Source organism: Streptomyces ziwulingensis, from assembly GCF_039542605.1.
Lineage (GTDB): Bacteria > Actinomycetota > Actinomycetes > Streptomycetales > Streptomycetaceae > Streptomyces > Streptomyces ziwulingensis.
This window is the reverse complement of the sequence record NZ_BAABIG010000010.1, coordinates 156,601-173,188: the sequence shown is the minus strand read 5'-3', so window position 1 is coordinate 173,188 and position 16,588 is coordinate 156,601. Positions and strand designations below refer to the sequence as shown.

Here is a 16,588-nt window from a genome sequence, read left to right as displayed (position 1 = left end):
GGGCGGGCCGCGGGGCGGGCCGCCCGGCGAGGCGCTCCCGCAGCGGCCCGGCCCGCCGCCGGGCGTCGCGGACCGTCAGCGGCAGCGGCGACCAGCCCGCCAGCCGCCCCAGCCCCACCACCGGCGGGAACACCGGGGACACGGCCATCACCTCGGCCGGGGTGCCGACCACGGGCGCCGCCCCCGGCCCCGGCAGCAGCACGATCCGGTCGGCGTACTGCACCACCCGCTCCAGCCGGTGCTCGGCCAGCAGCACGGTGGTGCCGAGGTCGTGGACGAGGCGCTGGAGGACGGCGAGGACCTCCTCGGCGGCGGCCGGGTCCAGCGCGGAGGTCGGTTCGTCGAGGACCAGCACCTCGGGGTGGGCGGTGAGCACCGAGCCGATCGCGACGCGCTGCCGCTGGCCGCCGGAGAGCGTGGCGATCGGCCGGTCGCGCAGCGGGGCCAGCCCCAGCAGGTCGAGGGTCTCCTCCACCCGGCGCCGCATCACGTCCGGCGCGACACCCAGCGACTCCATGCCGTAGGCGAGTTCGTCCTCGACGGTGTCCGTCACGAAGTGCGACAGCGGGTCCTGGCCCACCGTGCCGACCACGTCGGCCAGTTCCCGCGGCTTGTGGGTACGGGTGTCCCGGCCCGCGACGGTGACCCGGCCGCTCAGCGTGCCGCCGGTGAAGTGCGGCACGAGCCCGCCGACCGCGCCCAGCACGGTCGACTTGCCGACCCCCGAGGGGCCGGCCAGCAGGACGAGTTCCCCCTCGGGGACCTCGAAGTCCACCCCGCGCACGGCGGGCCCGGCCGCCCCGTCGTAGGTGACGGAGACGTTCTCGAAGCGGATCACGACGGCTCCTCGACGGGCGCACGGGAGGCGGACGGCCCCTCGGACGCGGACGGCCCTTGGGATGTGGGGGTGACGGACGGCCCTTCGGGCGCCGGGGTGGCGAAGGCGGGCAGCAGGCCGAGCAGGCAGGCCGCCGCCGGCCACAGCGGCAGGGCGGGGGCGGTGAGCGGGACGACACCGGGGTGCAGCGCGGCCGGGTCGCGGACCGAGGCCAGCGCGAGCAGCGCCGCGACCGCCGCGCCCGACCCGGCGACCAGCACGGCACGGACGTCCCACCGGTCCGGCCGGTAGCGGGTACGCGGCGACCGGCGCCCGCCGAGCAGCAGCCCGCCCACCGCGGCCACCAGCCCGGCCAGCAGCACCGGCAGCCCGTACGTGCCGCCCGCGGCGGTCAGCAGCCCGTACGTGCCCGCGCAGACGCCGAGCAGACCGCCCAGCGTGAGGGCGCCGGTGGTGCGGCGCACGGCGGCGGGGACCTCGGCGGTACGGCCGTAGCCGCGCGAGTCCATCGCGGCGGCCAGGGCGACGGAGCGCTCCAGGGCGCCCTCCAGCACCGGCAGGCCCACGTGCAGCAGCCCGCGGATGCCCCGGTCGGGACGGCCGCGCAGCCGGCGCGCGGCCCGCAGACGCTGGACGTCCGCGATGAGGTGCGGGGCGAAGGTGAGCGCCACGACGACGGCGACACCGGCCTCGTACAGGGCGCCGGGCAGTGCTTTCAGCAGCCGGGACGGGTTCGCCAGGGCGTTGGCGGCGCCCACGCAGACCAGCAGGGTGGCCAGCTTCAGACCGTCGTACAGAGCGAAGACGAGTGCCTCGGCGGTGACCCGGCCGCCGAGGCGGATGCCCTGCGCCCAGTCGGGCAACGGGACTTCGGGCAGCGTGAGCAGCACGCGCGTACCGGGGACGGGGGAGCCCAGCACGACGGCGAAGACGAGCCGGACGACGAGCACGGCCAGGGCGAGCTTGACGAAGGCGCCGTAGGAGCGGGCCCACGGGGCGTGCGGGCGGCGCGCGGTGACGACGTACGCCGAGACGGCCAGCAGCAGGGCGAGGAGCAGCGGGTTGGTGGTGCGGGTGGCGGCGGTGCCCAGACCGAGCGCCCACAGCCACCAGGCCCCGGGGTGCAGCGGCGGACGGGGACGGCCACCGAGGGCCCGGACGCCCGCCGCGCCCGCCCGGACACGGACCGCGCCCCGCGGCCCCGCACCGGCCGCGCTACGCGCCATTCCCGCGCCGCCTCGCCTGCCACACCGCCGCCGCGCCCACGGCCGCGACCACGCCGACGCCCGCGAAGAGGCCGACCGAGGGACCGCCGTCGTCACCCTGCGCCTTCGCCTCCGCTTTCGCCTGCGCCTCAGCCTCCCCGTCCCCGCCCCCGTCGCCCTCTGCCACCTGTTCGCCGCAGCCCGTCGCCGGGTAGCCCGCGATGGCGCAGAGCAGGGCGTCGGAGCCGTAGCGCAGGGGCTTGGCGACCGAGGCCAGGGCCTCGGCCGTGGTGGCGTCGGGGGAGACGCGGGCGCAGGCCGTGCGGAGGCCGGGCGGGGTCTCGCCGGAGGGGGCGTCGGCGGCGGTGCCGAAGTCGAGCACGAGCGCCACCCGCTTGGCGCCGTCCCGCGCGGGCGTCTTCGCGCAGATGTCGCCGAACCCCGCCGCGCCGCGCGGCCGGGCGGCCGCGGCATCGGAGTCCTCGCTCACCGAGAAGCGGAACCCCTGTACGTCGCCGTCGGCGGGGCGGGCGGTGGAGGGCCCCTGGGTGGCGTACGTCCAGCGGTCGCCGGCGTGGTCCCAGAACGACCAGTAGCGGTAACCGGCGGCCTGCGCCTGCCCCGCGCCGGCCACCGCCGACAGCAGCGCGGCCAGTGCCAGGAGGGCGGCGCGGCGGATCACGGCCGCCGCTTCCGGGCGCGTGAGCTGATCAGGAAACCGATGCCGATGCCGAAGACCAGGCAGACGCCGACGAACCACCAGACGCCGAAGCCGGAGCCGTCCTTCTCGCCGGAGTCGGAGTCGGCGTCGGCGTCGGAGTCGTCGGCGGGGACCGAGGTCGTCGTGACCGAGCCGCCGTGCGGGCTCGGTCCCGTCGAGTTCAGGCCCTCCACCAGGTCGGTGCCGCCGAAGTCGCGGGGGTCGGTGCCGGTGGCGTGCGCGGCGAAGATGAGCTGGGCGTAGGCGGCGGGCCCGCCCTGCTCCGCCCACGCCCCGGCGTTCTTCTCCAGCCAGGCCAGCGGCTTCGCCGCCTGCCCGGCCCCGCCCTGCGCGGCGAGCGCGACGACCGCGTCGGCGGTGTTGCCGTAGTCGGGCTGGTCCTCGGCACCGGCGAGGGCGGAGGTGAGGTGGCCGTCCTTCGCGACGGCCGCCGCGAGATGGGCGGCGCCGCCCGCGGCGGCCTGCTCCGGCGTCGGGTCGGCCGCGCAGGTGGCGTCCGACGCCTTGCCCGCGTCGGCGGCCAGCCCCTTGCCGAGGGCGCCGAGGACCGCGGCGGCGGTGGCGTCCGCGTTGGCGACGAGCTTGCCGCCCTTGTCCGGCTGGAAGGCGAAGGCGCCCGCGTCCTTGGTGCCGGTGGTGCCGGTGGTGCCGGTGGTGTCGCCGGTTCCGCCGTCCTTGCCGTTCTCGCCGTCGCAGGGCAGGGCGAAGGTCAGCAGGGCGTCGTAGGGCGAATTCCCGCCCTTGAGGATCTTCGCGGGGTCGGTCTCGGTGGCCGTGAAGGCGCCGATCACGACGGCGGTGGAGTTGGCGTCGCTCGGGCCGCCGGGGGTGTACCCCCAGCCCCCGTCCTTGTTCTGCACCGACTTCAGCCAGTCCAGCGCGTCCTCGACGACGTCGCCACGCCCGCCGAGGGCGGCCAGGGCCTGCACCGCCGCGGCGGTGTTGTTGGTGTCGACGGGGGTCTTGGCGTCGCAGGGCGCGGCGGTGTCGGCGCGGTAGGGCGCGAAGGAACCGTCGTCGCACTGCTGCCCGGTCAGCCAGTCCAGGGCCGCCGGGGCCGGGATCACGCCCGCCGTGTGCTGGGCGAGCAGCGCGAGGGACTGGCGCCAGACGCCGTCGTAGGTGGGATCGGCGGTGCCGTACAGGGCGGCGGGCGTGGACGGGGACGGGGACGCTGAAGGGGACGGACCGGCGGCGACCGCGGGTGCGGCGGCGGCGCCGACCACGGCTATGGAGGCCAGGACCGCGGCGCTACGGCGACGGACGTTCATGAGCGGCGGGTGCCTTTCCCTGTGCGGGCCGGACAGCACGGGGCACCCCCGGGCGGCTCGGCTCCGTGTGCCTCGACGGTGCCGTGCACCGGCGGCGCCGGGCACGTGAGCCGGTCACGGCCCCGTCCGGGCGATCCGGCTGCGCCGTGCCGGGGAGACCGGACGGCTCACGGTTGCGGGTCAGCGCCGGAATTGCACCGGCTTCCCCCGTACGGGCGTGATACGACCCGGCTACTTTACCCGGCTGTAGGGCCGCCATAAGTGGCGGGCGCCGGGGACGCCGGGGGCGCCGGTACGGGGCGGATGGCGGCCGCCGGTACGGAACCCTCGGCCGCCGGTACGGAACCCGCCGCCGCTGGTACGGAACCCGCCGCCGTCGGTACGGAACCCGCCGCCGTCGCCACGGAACCCCCGGCCGCCGTCGCTCACGTCAGGTCGATCAGCCGGCACGCCGTCTCGATGTCGGCGCGGACCCGGGCGATGGAGGCGCGCCCCGAGAGCCAGGTGATCAGCGCCGAGTGCCAGGTGTGCTCGATGACCCGGACCGCGGAGAGCTGCGCCGGGGTGGGGTCGGCCAGACCGGTCGCGTCCAGGATGATCGCCGTGGTCCGCCGGGAGACCCGGTCGACCTCGGCCGAGACCCCGCGGTCGGCGAAGATCAGCGCCCGGACCATCGCGTCGGCCAGCAACGGCTCGCGCTGCAGCGCGCGGAAGGCCCGCATCAGGGTCCTTGTCACCCGCTGGGCCGGCGTCCCGCCCCCCGGCGGGTCCCGGCGCAGTGTGCCGTGCAACTCCTCCAACTGGTCCTGCATCATCGCGACCAGCAGATGGATCTTGGACGGGAAGTAGCGGTACAGGGTGCCCAGCGCCACCCCGGAGACCTCGGCGACCTCCCGCATCTGCACCGCGTCGAACCCGCCGCCGCCGGCCAGCCGGGTGCTCGCGTCCAGGATGCGGCGGCGGCGTGCCTCCTGCCGCTCGGTGAGGGGAAGGGCCGCGGGCCGCGCGTCGACGGCGGCCGCCGTGTCCGCCCTGCCGGGCCGCTCCGCCCTGCCCGCCCGCTCCGCCCGGTCCGCCCGCTCTGCCCCGGTCACCTTGGTCACATCGACCACCTTGTTCCACGTCGGCCGCCGTGGTGTGAATCACCTGGTCCACGGGTCACAGCGGCCCTACCGGCCGGTAGATTCAAAGCTCTGACGATCAAGTCTGAAACTTGTTCTAGATTAGCGTCCCGGCGTACTCTCGCGGGACCATGCAGGCAGAAGGGGGCCCGGAGTGACCGCTGAGGCCAGCCGGACGGGTCCCGGCCGGGAACTCGCCGCCGGCGCTGAGGAACAACCACTGCGCATCGCACTCCTCACCTACAAGGGCAACCCGTTCTGCGGCGGCCAGGGCGTCTACGTCCGCCACCTCTCCCGCGAACTGGCCCGCCTGGGACACCGGGTGGAGGTCATCGGCGCCCAGCCCTACCCCGTCCTCGACGTCCTCGACGGCACCCCCGCGACCGACCCCCCGCGCCACACCGACCCCCCGCGCCACACCGACCCCCCGCGCCTCACCGAGCTGCCCAGCCTCGACCTGTACCGCCAGCCCGACCCCTTCCGCACCCCGAAACGCGACGAGTACCGGGACTGGGTCGACGCGCTGGAGGTCGCCACCATGTGGACCGGCGGCTTCCCCGAGCCGCTGACGTTCTCGCTGCGCGCCCGCCGCCATCTGCGCGCCCGCCGCGGCGACTTCGACGTCGTCCACGACAACCAGACGCTCGGCTACGGGCTCCTCGGCGACGTCGGTGCCCCGCTGGTCACCACCGTCCACCACCCCATCACCGTCGACCGGCGGCTGGAGCTGGCCGCCGCCGAGACCTGGCAGCGCCGGTACTCCGTGCGCCGCTGGTACGCCTTCACCCGCATGCAGAAGCGCGTCGCCCGCCGGCTGCCCACCGTGCTCACCGTCTCCGGCACCTCCCGGCAGGAGATCATCGCCGACCTCGGCGTCCGCGCGGACCGGGTCCACGTCGTCCACATCGGCGCCGACACCGACCTGTTCAGACCCGACCCGGCGGTGGCGAAGGTGCCGGGCCGGATCGTGACCACCTCCAGCGCGGACGTCCCCCTCAAGGGCCTGGTCCACCTCGTCGAGGCGCTGGCCAAGACGCGCACCGAGCACCCCGACGCGCACCTCGTCGTCGTCGGCAGGCGGCCCGCCGAGGGCCCCGTCGCGCAGGCGATCGAGCGGTACGGGCTGGGCGGCGCCGTCGAGTTCGTCAAGGGGATCTCCGACGCCGAACTGGTCGACCTGGTCCGCTCCGCGCAGGTCGCCTGCGTGCCCTCCCTCTACGAGGGGTTCTCGCTGCCGGCCGCGGAGGCCATGGCGACCGGCACCCCGCTGCTCGCCACCACCGGCGGCGCCATCCCCGAGGTGGCGGGCGCCGACGGCGAGACCTGCCTGGCCGTCCGGCCGGGCGACGCGGGCGCGCTGGCCGCCGGACTGAAGCGGCTGCTCGGCGACGAGGCGCTGCGCGCGCGGCTCGGCGCGGCCGGACGCGAGCGCGTACTGCGCCACTTCACCTGGGCACGGGCCGCCGAGGGCACGGTGGCCCGCTACCGCGAGGCCATCGCCCGCACCGCCGCCGACCGGGAGACCCGCCGCACCACCACGCCGCGCCCCGGCGGCCCCCAGCCTCGGCCGCCCCACCGCCCCGGCCGCCCCGCGGCCCCGGAAGAACACGAAAGCAGGGCCACGTGCTGACCGTCGACTTCTCCCGGTTCCCGCTCGCCCCGGGCGACCGCGTCCTGGACCTGGGCTGCGGCGCCGGCCGGCACGCCTTCGAGTGCTACCGGCGCGGCGCGCGGGTCGTCGCCCTGGACCAGAACGCCGAGGAGATCCGCGAGGTCGCCAAGTGGTTCGCGGCGATGAAGGAGGAGGGCGAGGCCCCCGAGGGCGCCACCGCCACCGCGATGGAGGGCGACGCGCTCGCGCTGCCCTTCCCTGACGAGTCCTTCGACGTCGTCATCATCTCCGAGGTGATGGAGCACATCCCCGACGACAAGGGCGTCCTCGCCGAGATGGTGCGGGTCCTCAAGCCCGGCGGCCGGATCGCGATCACCGTGCCGCGCTACGGCCCCGAGAAGGTCTGCTGGTCGCTCTCCGACGCCTACCACGAGGTCGAGGGCGGCCACATCCGCATCTACCGCGCCGACGAACTGCTCGGCAAGATACGCGAGGCCGGCCTGCGCCCCTACGGCTCCCACCACGCGCACGCGCTGCACTCGCCGTACTGGTGGCTGAAGTGCGCGTTCGGCGTCGACAACGACAAGGCGCTGCCGGTCCGGGCGTACCACAAGCTGCTGGTCTGGGACATCATGAAGAAGCCGCTCGCGACACGCGTCGCCGAGCAGGCACTGAACCCGCTGATCGGCAAGAGCTTCGTGGCCTACGCCACCAAGCCGCACCTGCCGCCGGTGGGCGCCGCGTGACGACACCCCGGACGGAACACCTGGTCCTGCCCGGAGTCCTGACCGAGGACGAGGCCGCGGCGACCGTGCGCGGCATCCTCGCCGTGCAGCGCGAGGACGGGGCGATCCCCTGGTTCCGCGGCCACCACCTCGACCCCTGGGACCATGTCGAGGCGGCGATGGCGCTGGACGCGGCCGGTGAGCACGAGGCCGCCGAACGGGCCTACGACTGGCTGGCCCGGCACCAGAACCCCGACGGCTCCTGGTACGCCGCCTACGCCGACGGCGCCGCCGACGACGTCACCGACACCGGGCGCGAGACCAACTTCGTCGCCTATGTGGCCGTGGGCGCCTGGCACCACCACCTCTCCACCGGCGACGACGCGTTCCTGGACCGCATGTGGCCCACCGTGTACGCGGCGATCGAGTGGGTACTGCGGCTGCAGCGGCCCGGCGGGCAGATCGGCTGGCGGCGCGACGACGACGGCACGGCCGCCACGGACGCGCTGCTGACCGGCAGTTCCTCCATCCACCACGCGCTGCGCTGCGCGCTGGCCATCGCCGAGCAGCGCGAGGAGCCGCAGCCGGACTGGGAACTGGCCGTGGGCACGCTGCGCCACGCCATCCGCCGCCACCCCGAACGGTTCCTCGACAAGGACCGCTACTCGATGGACTGGTACTACCCCGTCCTGGGCGGCGCGCTGACCGACGCGGCGGCCAAGACACGCCTGGAGGAGGGCTGGGACCGCTTCGTCGTCCCCGGCCTCGGCGTGCGCTGCGTGGTGCCCAACCCGTGGGTCACCGGCGGCGAGTCGGCCGAACTCGCCCTCGCGCTCTGGGCGAGGGGCGAGTCCGACCGCGCGCTGGAGATACTCCAGTCCATCCAGCACCTGCGGGACGCCGACAGCGGCCTGTACTGGACGGGCTACGTCTACGAGGACAAGGCGGTCTGGCCACTGGAGCTGACCACCTGGACGGCCGGCTCCCTGCTGCTGGCCGTCGCCGCGCTCGGCGGCCACGAGGCCACCTGCCAGGTCTTCGGCGGCGACCACCTCCCCACCGGCCTCGACACGGACTGCTGCGCCTGAAGCGTCCGGTACCGGACCGGCGTCAGTGCCGGTGAAGGCGGTTGGCGATGGCGTGGCCGATGAAGAGGTAGACGACGGCGGCGAGACCGTAGCCCGCCACGACCCGCGCCCACGCCTCATCGAAGGTGAACAGGTCGCGCGACCAGCCGGCCAGCCAGGCGGCCGTGTCATGGACGATCTGCACCAGGTCATTGGCCCGGTTGGCGTCCAGCAGGTACATCAATATCCACAGTCCGAGTATGACGGCCATGATGTCCGCGATCACCGCGACGGCCGTCCCGGCGGAGTTGGAACCACGAGAGCGAGACATGGACACCGTCTGGCCCCGAAAGCCTGTTTGAAACGTCTGCTTCCTTGGCCCGCAAGGGAGTTGCTCCGGGGCAGGTGGCGGGTACGGCGACGGCCCCCGCCCGGAGAGGGAGGGGGCCGTCGGCGAAGGGCCGCGGGGCGTCAGCCGCGCTGGATGCCCGAGGTGTCCTGGAGCACGCCGCGGCGGCCGTCCTGCGTCTGGGCGACCAGACCGGGACCCCGCTGCTCGACCGCCAGGTACCAGGTGCCCGGCGCGAGTTCCGCGATCGGCGTGGGCGAACCGTCCTCCGCGAAGAGCGGACGCGGCACCGGCACGGCGAACCAGAACGGCGAGAACTCCCCGCCGCCACCGTGCGCCGGCTGGGGCTGCGACCGCTGCTCCCCCTGCTGCGGCTGGCCCTGGACCTGACCCGGGTAGGGCGCGGCCTGCTGACCGGACTGCGGCTGACCCCCGTACGACGGCGGCTGCTGCTGTGCGCCCGGGTAGCCGTAACCACCCTGCGGCTGACCGCCGTAGGGCTGCGGCTGGGCGGGGCGGGGGGCCGGCAGGAGGGCGGCCTTGAGGGCCGGGACGAGGGGTGTGGCGATGGCCGCGGCGGCCATGACGACCGTGGCGATCAGCGCGAGGATCAGGCCCGTGCCGGCGTCGGGACCGCTGTCGGACGCGCCGCCGATGTTGTCGGCACCGCCCGCCGGGTCGAAGACGTTGCCGAGCGCGCTCCACGCCGCGAAGACCGCGAACGCGATGCCGAACTGGCCGAGGTCGAGGCCCGCGACCTTGCGCGGCTGCGGCAGTCCGCGGGACACGACGACGAGCGCGGCGCCGATGATGCCCGCCAGGACTACCCCGAGCACGACCGGCCCACTGCCCCACAGGTTGGGCAGGTCGACGCTGTCCGGAGCGCCGTCGATCGAGTAGAGGCCGAGGAACGACGCGATGAACAGCAATACCGCTGCTCCGATCACCACGCCGTCGCCTCGAGTGAGGGAGCGGATATTCACTTCAGGTCCTTCTCAGGTCGTCTCGTCGTCGGTAGAGGCGTCGCTGCACCGGGCCGCCCTGGGGGGTCCTGGTGGGAGCGCGGGGATGACCCTCATCGTACGGACGACCCTATCGTCCGTACGATCACGTGTCCGCAGAGGTCAGCACGCCGACCGCTACCCGCGCAGGAAACTCACGATTCCCTCAGAGATCCCTTGCGCCGCCTGCTGCCGCCAGGCGCCACTGGTCAGCAGCGCCGCGTCCTTGCTATCGCGCATGTTCCCGCATTCCAGGAACACCTTCGGAACCGTTGACAGATTGAGACCGCCCAGGTCCGTGCGCGTGACGAGACCGGTGCCCTCGCCCAGGTAGTTGGCGGGCGGACTGCCGGTGGCGCGCGCGAAGTTCCCCGCGACGCGTACGCCGAGGTCGTGCGAGGGGTCCACGATGTTCCGGGTGTCCGCGGCGCCCTGGTGCACCGCGCCCGGCATGATCACGTGGAAGCCGCGGTTGCCGGCCTCCGAGCCGTCGGCGTGGATCGAGATCGCCGCGTCGGCGTGCGCCTCGTTGCCGATCCGGGCGCGCTCGTCCACACAGGGACCCCAGTCACGGTCGCCGTCCTGCGTCAGCTTCACCGTGGCGCCCTGCTCCTGGAGCAGCGTGCGCAGCCGGTGCGCGACGTCCAGGGTGAACTCCGCCTCGGTGTGACCGTCGTTGGTGGCGGTACCCGTCGTGTCGCACTCCTTCCAGTTCGTACCGATGTCCACCTTGCGGTTGATCTCGGTCGGGTGCCGGAAGTTGGCGGGGTTGTGCCCCGGGTCCACGACGACGACCTTCCCCTTCAGGGGACCGGCGGCGCCGGGGGCCCCGGAGGGCTGCTTGCCGTCGGCACCGGAGGACCGGCGGGGGGAAGGGGACTGGGGAGACCGGGGGGACGGGGACGCCGACGCCGACGCGGCCGTCCGGTCGGTACCGCCGCCGCCGTCGTCAGGTCCGCCGACCGCCGCGTACACCCCCCAGCCGAGCAGCGCGCCCGGCACGAGCGCGGTCAGCGCCACGGTCAGCGGGCGGCGCGGCGGGAAGCGGCGGGGCGGGGACGGTTCGAAGCCCGGACCTGTGTACGACACGTCTGCGACTCTAACCGCGCCCTCAGGCCCCCGCTCCCGTTCGCCGCAGGACGCGCAGGGAACCGGTCGCCGAGACCTCGGTGAACGCTCCGGACGCCAGGGCTCTGCGGTGGACGCGGTACGGCGCCTGTCCGGTGAACTCGTCCACCGGGTCCGGGAAGACGTCGTGGATCACCAGCAGGCCGCCCTCGGCGACGTGCGGGGCCCAGCCCTCGTAGTCGGCGTTCGCGTGCTCGTCGGTGTGGCCGCCGTCGACGAAGACCAGGCCGAGGGGGGAGTTCCACACGGCCGCCACCTGGGGGGAGCGGCCGACGACCGCCACCACGTGCTCCTCCAGGCCCGCCCGGCGCAGGGTGCGGCGGAAGGTGGGGAGGGTGTCCATCACGCCGAGTTCGGGGTCGACCGTCTCCGGGTCGTGGTAGTCCCAGCCGGGCTGCTGCTCCTCGCTGCCGCGGTGGTGATCGACGGTGACCGCGGTGACCTGGGCCCGGCGGGCCGCGTCGGCGAGCAGCAGCGTGGAGCGTCCGCAGTACGTGCCGACCTCCAGCAGCGGCAGTCCGAGCCCGCCGGCCGCCATCGCCGCCGCGTACAGCGCCAGCCCCTCGTCGGTGGGCATGAACCCCTTCGCCGCCTCGAAGGCGGCCAGGATCTCGGGCGAGGGTGCTGCCGCGGACATGGGTTTCCTCTCGGTGCTGCTCGGCCGGCGGTACTGGGTGGTGCTCGGTGGTGCGGGCGACCATGCTGCCGCACCCCCCGCCGCGGCGGGCGGCAGGGGGTGCGGTGAACGCGGGTCCTGACGGAGGACGGAGGACGGAGGACGGAGGGACGGGACGGGACGGGACGGGGTCAGGCGGTGACCGGTTCGCCCGGCAGGGAGAGGTCCAGGTCGACCGGACGCTCGTCGCCCGCGTGCGAGGCGGAGTGGGCCAGCGGCCCGTGCCCGGCGGCGCGCGCGGCCAGTACGTACGCGCCCTCGGCGGGGACGGGAAGGCGGTAGCTGCCGTCCCCGGCGGAGAGCGTGGCCCCCGCCTGGCGCCCGTGCCGGTCGATCAGGGTGACCTTGGCGCGGCCGACCGGCGCGCCGTCGGCGGCCAGCACCCGGCCGCGGAAGCCGCGCAGCGCCTCCTCGGCGCGGGCCAGGTTGGCGTCCTCCTCGCTGCTCGCCCGCAGTTGCGTGTGGGCCGAGGGACGGCGCCGGGGGAGGAAGAAGGCGAAGACCAGACCGGCGACGACCGCACCCGTCGCGATCAGGAACGACACGTGGAAGCCCCGCATGGTGGGGACGGCCGTACCGCCGACGTCGTCGGCCGTGTTGGCCAGCACCATGCCGACGACCGCGCTCGACACCGAGGTGCCGATCGACCGCGCCAGGGTGTTGAGGCCGTTGGCCGAGCCCGTCTCCGAGGCCGGCACCGCGCCGACGATCAGCGCGGGCAGCGAGGAGTAGGCGAGGCCGATGCCGGCGCCGAGCACCACCGAGGTGACGATGGTCTGCCAGGCGGCGCTCATCAGGCCGAGGCCGCCGCCGTAGCCGGCCCCGATCACGAGCAGGCCGATGATCAGCGTCGTGCGCGGGCCGTACCGGGCCGACAGACGGGCGTACACCGGCGCGGTGAACATCATCGTCAGACCCAGCGGGGCGACGCACAGCCCCGCGACGACCATCGACTGGCCGAGGCCGTAGCCGGTCGCGGACGGGAGCTGGAGGAGCTGGGGCAGGACGAGGGAGACGACGTAGAAGGAGACGCCGACCATGATCGAGGCGAGGTTGGTGAGGAGCACCTCGCGCCGGGCGGTGGTGCGCAGGTCCACCAGGGGCGCCTTCAGGCGCAGCTCCATCAGGCCCCACAGGACCAGCACCAGGAGGGCGGCGGCGAAGAGGCCGAGGGTGGTGCCGGACGACCAGCCCCAGTCGCTGCCCTTGGTGATCGGCAGCAGGAAGAGGACCAGGCCGACGGAGAGGCCGAGCGCGCCCGGGAGGTCGAAGGTGCCCTGGGCGCGCAGCGGCGACTCGGGTACGACGAGGAGGGTGAGGACGATGGCGAGGACGCCGAGACCGGCGGCGCCGTAGAACAGGGCGTGCCAGTCGGCGTGCTGCGCCACGAGCGCCGCGGCGGGCAGCGCGAGGCCGCCGCCGACGCCGATCGAGGAACTCATCAGCGCCATCGCCGAGCCGAGGCGTTCCCGCGGGAGCATGTCGCGCATCAGGCCGATGCCGAGGGGTATCGCGCCCATCGCGAAGCCCTGGAGCGCGCGGCCGACGATCATCGGGAGCAGCGCGTCGGTGAACGCGCTGACCAGCGCGCCGACCACCATCACGGACAGGCTGAGGATCAGCATGCGGCGCTTGCCGTACAGGTCGCCGAGGCGGCCCATGATCGGCGTGGCCACGGCTCCCGAGAGCAGGGTCGAGGTCAGCACCCAGGTGGCGTTGGAGGGAGAGGTCTGCAGAAGCTGGGGCAGGTCCTTGATGACCGGGACGAGCAGGGTCTGCATCACCGCGACGACGATGCCCGCGAAGGCGAGCACCGGGACCACGGCTCCGCTCGCCTTCCGGGTGGGTTCGTCGATCGTCGTGTGGGTCATGGAGTGTGGCCTCCGGGCCGGGGAGTTCAGTGGATACGTCACGTACGTCACGTCATGCGGGTGCGCTTGCGTGCGGGATGTGTGCTGTCTGAACCTCGTATGCCAGGGCGACTATTCCGTTGCTTCGTGCCCCTAAGTATTTCTTGACCGTCTCTTGACGAAGTGCGGGCCGGACCCGCGCCCCGAGCCGCTCGTACGGAAGCCGTCGGGACTCAGGATGGACTCAGGACCACTGTCCTGGGCGGACCGGGCGGGAAGGAAGCCGACGGGAAGCCAAAGGGAAGTCGGAAGACAGCCAGGAGGATCGGGACGGCCATGCCCATCGACGCAGCCGCGGCGCTCGCCGCCGCACCCCGGACCGGCGAGATCGCCTGGGGGCCCAAGGACGTCCAGCTCTACCACCTGGGCATCGGCGCCGGTGTCCCCGCCACCGACCCCCGTGAACTGCGCTACACCCTGGAGTCCCGGCTGCACGTCCTGCCGAGCTTCGCCACCGTCGCCGGGGCCGGCGAGCCCGGGGTGATCGCCGGACTGTCCCTGCCCGGCGTCGACGTCGACCTAGCCCGCGTCCTGCACGGCGGGCAGCGCCTCCGGCTGCACCGGCCGGTCCCGGTGAGCGGCGCCGCGACCACCTCCTCCCGCACCGTCGCCGTGTACGACAAGGGGAAGGCGGCGGTCCTGGTCGTCAGGACCGAGGCGGCGGACGCCGACGGGCCGCTGTGGACCGGCGACGCGCGGATCTACGTACGGGGAGCGGGCGGGTGGGGTGGTGAGCGTGGGCCGTCGGGGAAGGCGGCGCCGCCCGCCGGGGAGCCGGTGGCGGTGGTGGAGCGGCGGGTGAGGGAGGACCAGGCGCTGCTCTACCGCCTCTCCGGGGACCTCAACCCGCTCCACGCCGACCCCGGCTTCGCGGCGCGGGCCGGTTTCGACCGGCCCGTCCTGCACGGGCTGTGCACCTACGGCATCGCCCTCAAGGCGGTCACCGACACCCTGCTCGACGGCGAGGTCACCCGCGTCCGCGACTACCGCACGCGCTTCGCCGGGGTGGCGTACCCGGGGGAGACGCTGCGGATACGGATGTGGCGGGAGGACGTGGCCGGGAGCGGGGGTGTGGTGCGGGTGGGTGTGAGCGCGGTCGAACGGGACGACGCGCCGGTCCTCGCCGACACGGTCGTCGGGTACGTCTGACCCGCCGGCCCGGGTCACGGCCGTTCAGAGGAACGATGAGCCATGAGCCATGAGCCATGAGCCATGAGCCATGAGCCATGAGCCATGAGCGGAGAGGGGCGAGGAAGGCCCCGCCCCTCGGTGCTGCTGACGGGCGGGGCCTTCCGGGCGGGAGTGTGCCGTCAGGCGGCGGTCCCGGAGCCCTGGGCCGGCTTGCGGTGGCGGCCCTGCGGGGCCGTCTCGCCATCCCGCTGCGTCACCGGACCCCGGTGACGACCGCGGCCGCCGTCGGCCATGGCCCCCGCCTGAACGTCGGCGCCGGTGCCCCGGGCCCCCATCGACTGGTTCGTGCTGGCGTCGTTCATCAGAAGGAATTCACCCCGTCAACATGATCTTTCTTACAGCCGAAGGAGTCTATCCGGCGCCCCTCGGGGCGAATCCAGACGGCCACGCCAACCGGCACTACTTCGTTACCAGCCGGGCCAGCGGTGCCTGTTGCAGCGGAACCGGACGGGACGCGGCGGCCGCCCCGGCCCGCGACTCCGTCGCCGTCGTCTCCGTCCTCTCCGTCCCCGGCGCGCGCGCCGTCCGTGCCGGGCCCGCCGGGCCGTCCCCGCCGACCGCCTCCGCCGCGGTCAGCGCGGCCACGGCGCAGGGCCGCTCCGCCGTGGCGTACGGCAGCCGCAGCTCGCCCTCCGGTGTCCACAGCCCGCTGCCCGTGAGCCAGCCTCGCGGTGCCGCGAGGTGGTGCACCCGCCGCTCGGTGGGCCACCACACCCCGACCCAGCTCCCGCCCGCGCCGTCCACCCGCAGCGCGACCGCGCACCGCTCCGGCGTCAGCACCTGCCCCGGCTGGATCGCGAACGGCGTCACGGCGTACTCCGGCAGCCGCAGGCACTCCGGGAAGCGCACCGGCAGCATGCTGCCCAGCACCCCCCAGCCCAGCCGTCCCGCACCGGCCCGGGGCGCGTCGGAGCGGATCAGCAGCAGCCCGCTGTCCGGATCGGCCAGCAGCAGCCGGTCGTCGCTCCTGTCGGTGATCTGGAGCAGCGGCGACACCTCGCCGTCCCGTTCCAGGTCCACCACGACCGTCTTCGTGCACCCGTCGGACTCGCGGTCCACCGCCAGTATCCGGCCCGTCCGGTCCAGCCACACCCCGCCCGAGCAGCGGCCGGGCACCTCCGCCACCCGCTCGGGCCCGAGGGCGCCCCCGGCCACCAGCCACACGGCCGTCGACCGCGGGCCGACCGCGAGCGCGTAGGCCCGCTCGCCGCCCGGCGCCGGCGGCAGCAGCCGCAGCCGGGTCCGCTCGTCCCGGCAGCGCACCGCGCCCAGCGGCACCTCACCGGTACCGGTGCCGGTCGGGTACAGCAGCGTGAAGACGTGCCGGCCGGCCACCCGGCGGTGCAGCAGGACCCGTCCGTCACCCATCGGCTGGACCTCGCTGCCCGGCGCCTCCGGCTGGTTGCCGGGCAGCGGCACCGCGTACGGCTCGTGGCCGTCCAGCGTCCAGCGCTCCGGGTACCGGGCGTCGCCCCGGCCCGCGAGGCGCGCCGCGTAGGCGCCGTCCGCGGTGATCGCACACCCCGCCCGCGGCCCCCCGCTCCCGTCGGACCCGGACCCGGACCCGTATCCGTGTCCGTCTTTGTGTCCGTGTCCGTGTCTGTGTCCGGGGCCGGGACCGTGGTCCGCCGAAGGCTCGATCGCACAGGCTGTCATCGTTCGGTCACCTCCGGCGACGAACGCTAGTTTTCGCCCGCACAGACGTGGCACCGTCGGCCGTCCCCTTCACACGAACGGATGGCTCAGGAACGATTCTCCTGAGGAAACCGAGGT

16 protein-coding genes are annotated in these 16,588 nt (G+C 74.5%); 4 read left to right on the top strand and 12 right to left on the bottom strand.

All coding sequences use genetic code 11. The features are described from left to right. The 5 genes from ABEB00_RS05815 to ABEB00_RS05795 form a co-directional block, all read right to left on the bottom strand. A partial coding sequence (locus ABEB00_RS05815; protein ID WP_345617816.1) for an ABC transporter ATP-binding protein occupies positions 1–838 on the bottom strand: 838 nt, incomplete at its 3' end. Beyond that, complete coding sequence (locus tag ABEB00_RS05810; protein ID WP_345617815.1) at positions 835–2,064, bottom strand: energy-coupling factor transporter transmembrane component T; 1,230 nt, start codon at positions 2,062–2,064, stop codon at positions 835–837. The genes ABEB00_RS05815 and ABEB00_RS05810, both read right to left, overlap by 4 nt. Next, on the bottom strand, positions 2,054–2,725 hold the full coding sequence (locus ABEB00_RS05805) for an SCO2322 family protein (RefSeq protein ID WP_345617814.1): 672 nt from the start codon (positions 2,723–2,725) through the stop codon (positions 2,054–2,056). The genes ABEB00_RS05810 and ABEB00_RS05805 overlap by 11 nt, the downstream gene beginning before the upstream one ends. Beyond that, complete coding sequence (locus tag ABEB00_RS05800; RefSeq protein ID WP_345617813.1) at positions 2,722–4,035, bottom strand: SCO2321 family membrane protein; 1,314 nt, start codon at positions 4,033–4,035, stop codon at positions 2,722–2,724. Before ABEB00_RS05800 ends, ABEB00_RS05805 begins: the two co-directional genes overlap by 4 nt. 425 nt (positions 4,036–4,460) lie before the next feature. Continuing rightward, positions 4,461–5,138 (bottom strand): TetR family transcriptional regulator, encoded by a 678-nt coding sequence (locus ABEB00_RS05795; RefSeq protein ID WP_345617812.1) that lies wholly within the window; start codon positions 5,136–5,138, stop codon positions 4,461–4,463. 172 nt (positions 5,139–5,310) lie between these two features. Between ABEB00_RS05795 and ABEB00_RS05790 the strand changes: the two genes are divergently transcribed. Genes ABEB00_RS05790 through ABEB00_RS05780 form a run of 3 tightly spaced genes read left to right on the top strand, consistent with a single transcriptional unit; the run spans position 5,311 to position 8,581 of the window. Next, complete coding sequence (locus ABEB00_RS05790; RefSeq protein WP_345617811.1) at positions 5,311–6,786, top strand: glycosyltransferase family 4 protein; 1,476 nt, start codon at positions 5,311–5,313, stop codon at positions 6,784–6,786. Continuing rightward, positions 6,780–7,514 (top strand): class I SAM-dependent methyltransferase, encoded by a 735-nt coding sequence (locus tag ABEB00_RS05785; RefSeq protein ID WP_345617810.1) that lies wholly within the window; start codon positions 6,780–6,782, stop codon positions 7,512–7,514. Before ABEB00_RS05790 ends, ABEB00_RS05785 begins: the two co-directional genes overlap by 7 nt. Then, entirely contained in the window at positions 7,511–8,581 is a 1,071-nt protein-coding gene (locus tag ABEB00_RS05780) for a prenyltransferase/squalene oxidase repeat-containing protein (RefSeq protein ID WP_345617809.1), read from the top strand. The genes ABEB00_RS05785 and ABEB00_RS05780 overlap by 4 nt, the downstream gene beginning before the upstream one ends. Before the next feature lie 22 nt (positions 8,582–8,603). Here ABEB00_RS05780 and ABEB00_RS05775 read toward each other — a convergent pair whose 3' ends face one another. The 5 genes from ABEB00_RS05775 to ABEB00_RS05755 form a co-directional block, all read right to left on the bottom strand. Next, on the bottom strand, positions 8,604–8,891 hold the full coding sequence (locus ABEB00_RS05775; RefSeq protein ID WP_345617808.1) for a hypothetical protein: 288 nt from the start codon (positions 8,889–8,891) through the stop codon (positions 8,604–8,606). Between the two features lie 140 nt (positions 8,892–9,031). Next, positions 9,032–9,892, bottom strand: a complete 861-nt coding sequence (locus tag ABEB00_RS05770) for a hypothetical protein (RefSeq protein ID WP_345617807.1) — start codon at positions 9,890–9,892, stop codon at positions 9,032–9,034. 156 nt (positions 9,893–10,048) lie between these two features. After that, positions 10,049–10,999 (bottom strand): N-acetylmuramoyl-L-alanine amidase, encoded by a 951-nt coding sequence (locus ABEB00_RS05765; RefSeq protein WP_345617806.1) that lies wholly within the window; start codon positions 10,997–10,999, stop codon positions 10,049–10,051. A gap of 22 nt (positions 11,000–11,021) precedes the next feature. Next, positions 11,022–11,675 (bottom strand): class I SAM-dependent methyltransferase, encoded by a 654-nt coding sequence (locus ABEB00_RS05760; RefSeq protein WP_345617805.1) that lies wholly within the window; start codon positions 11,673–11,675, stop codon positions 11,022–11,024. Positions 11,676–11,845: 170 nt separating this feature from the next. Then, entirely contained in the window at positions 11,846–13,585 is a 1,740-nt protein-coding gene (locus ABEB00_RS05755; RefSeq protein ID WP_345617804.1) for an MFS transporter, read from the bottom strand. Between the two features lie 315 nt (positions 13,586–13,900). Between ABEB00_RS05755 and ABEB00_RS05750 the strand changes: the two genes are divergently transcribed. Next, positions 13,901–14,773, top strand: a complete 873-nt coding sequence (locus ABEB00_RS05750; RefSeq protein WP_345617803.1) for a MaoC/PaaZ C-terminal domain-containing protein — start codon at positions 13,901–13,903, stop codon at positions 14,771–14,773. A 161-nt stretch (positions 14,774–14,934) separates the two neighbouring features. Here the strand turns inward: ABEB00_RS05750 and ABEB00_RS05745 are convergent, their stop codons facing one another. Together ABEB00_RS05745 and ABEB00_RS05740 are read right to left on the bottom strand one after the other, a co-directional pair. After that, on the bottom strand, positions 14,935–15,117 hold the full coding sequence (locus ABEB00_RS05745) for a hypothetical protein (RefSeq protein ID WP_345617802.1): 183 nt from the start codon (positions 15,115–15,117) through the stop codon (positions 14,935–14,937). A 97-nt stretch (positions 15,118–15,214) separates the two neighbouring features. Further along, complete coding sequence (locus ABEB00_RS05740; RefSeq protein ID WP_345617801.1) at positions 15,215–16,471, bottom strand: hypothetical protein; 1,257 nt, start codon at positions 16,469–16,471, stop codon at positions 15,215–15,217. Positions 16,472–16,588 lie beyond the last annotated feature (117 nt).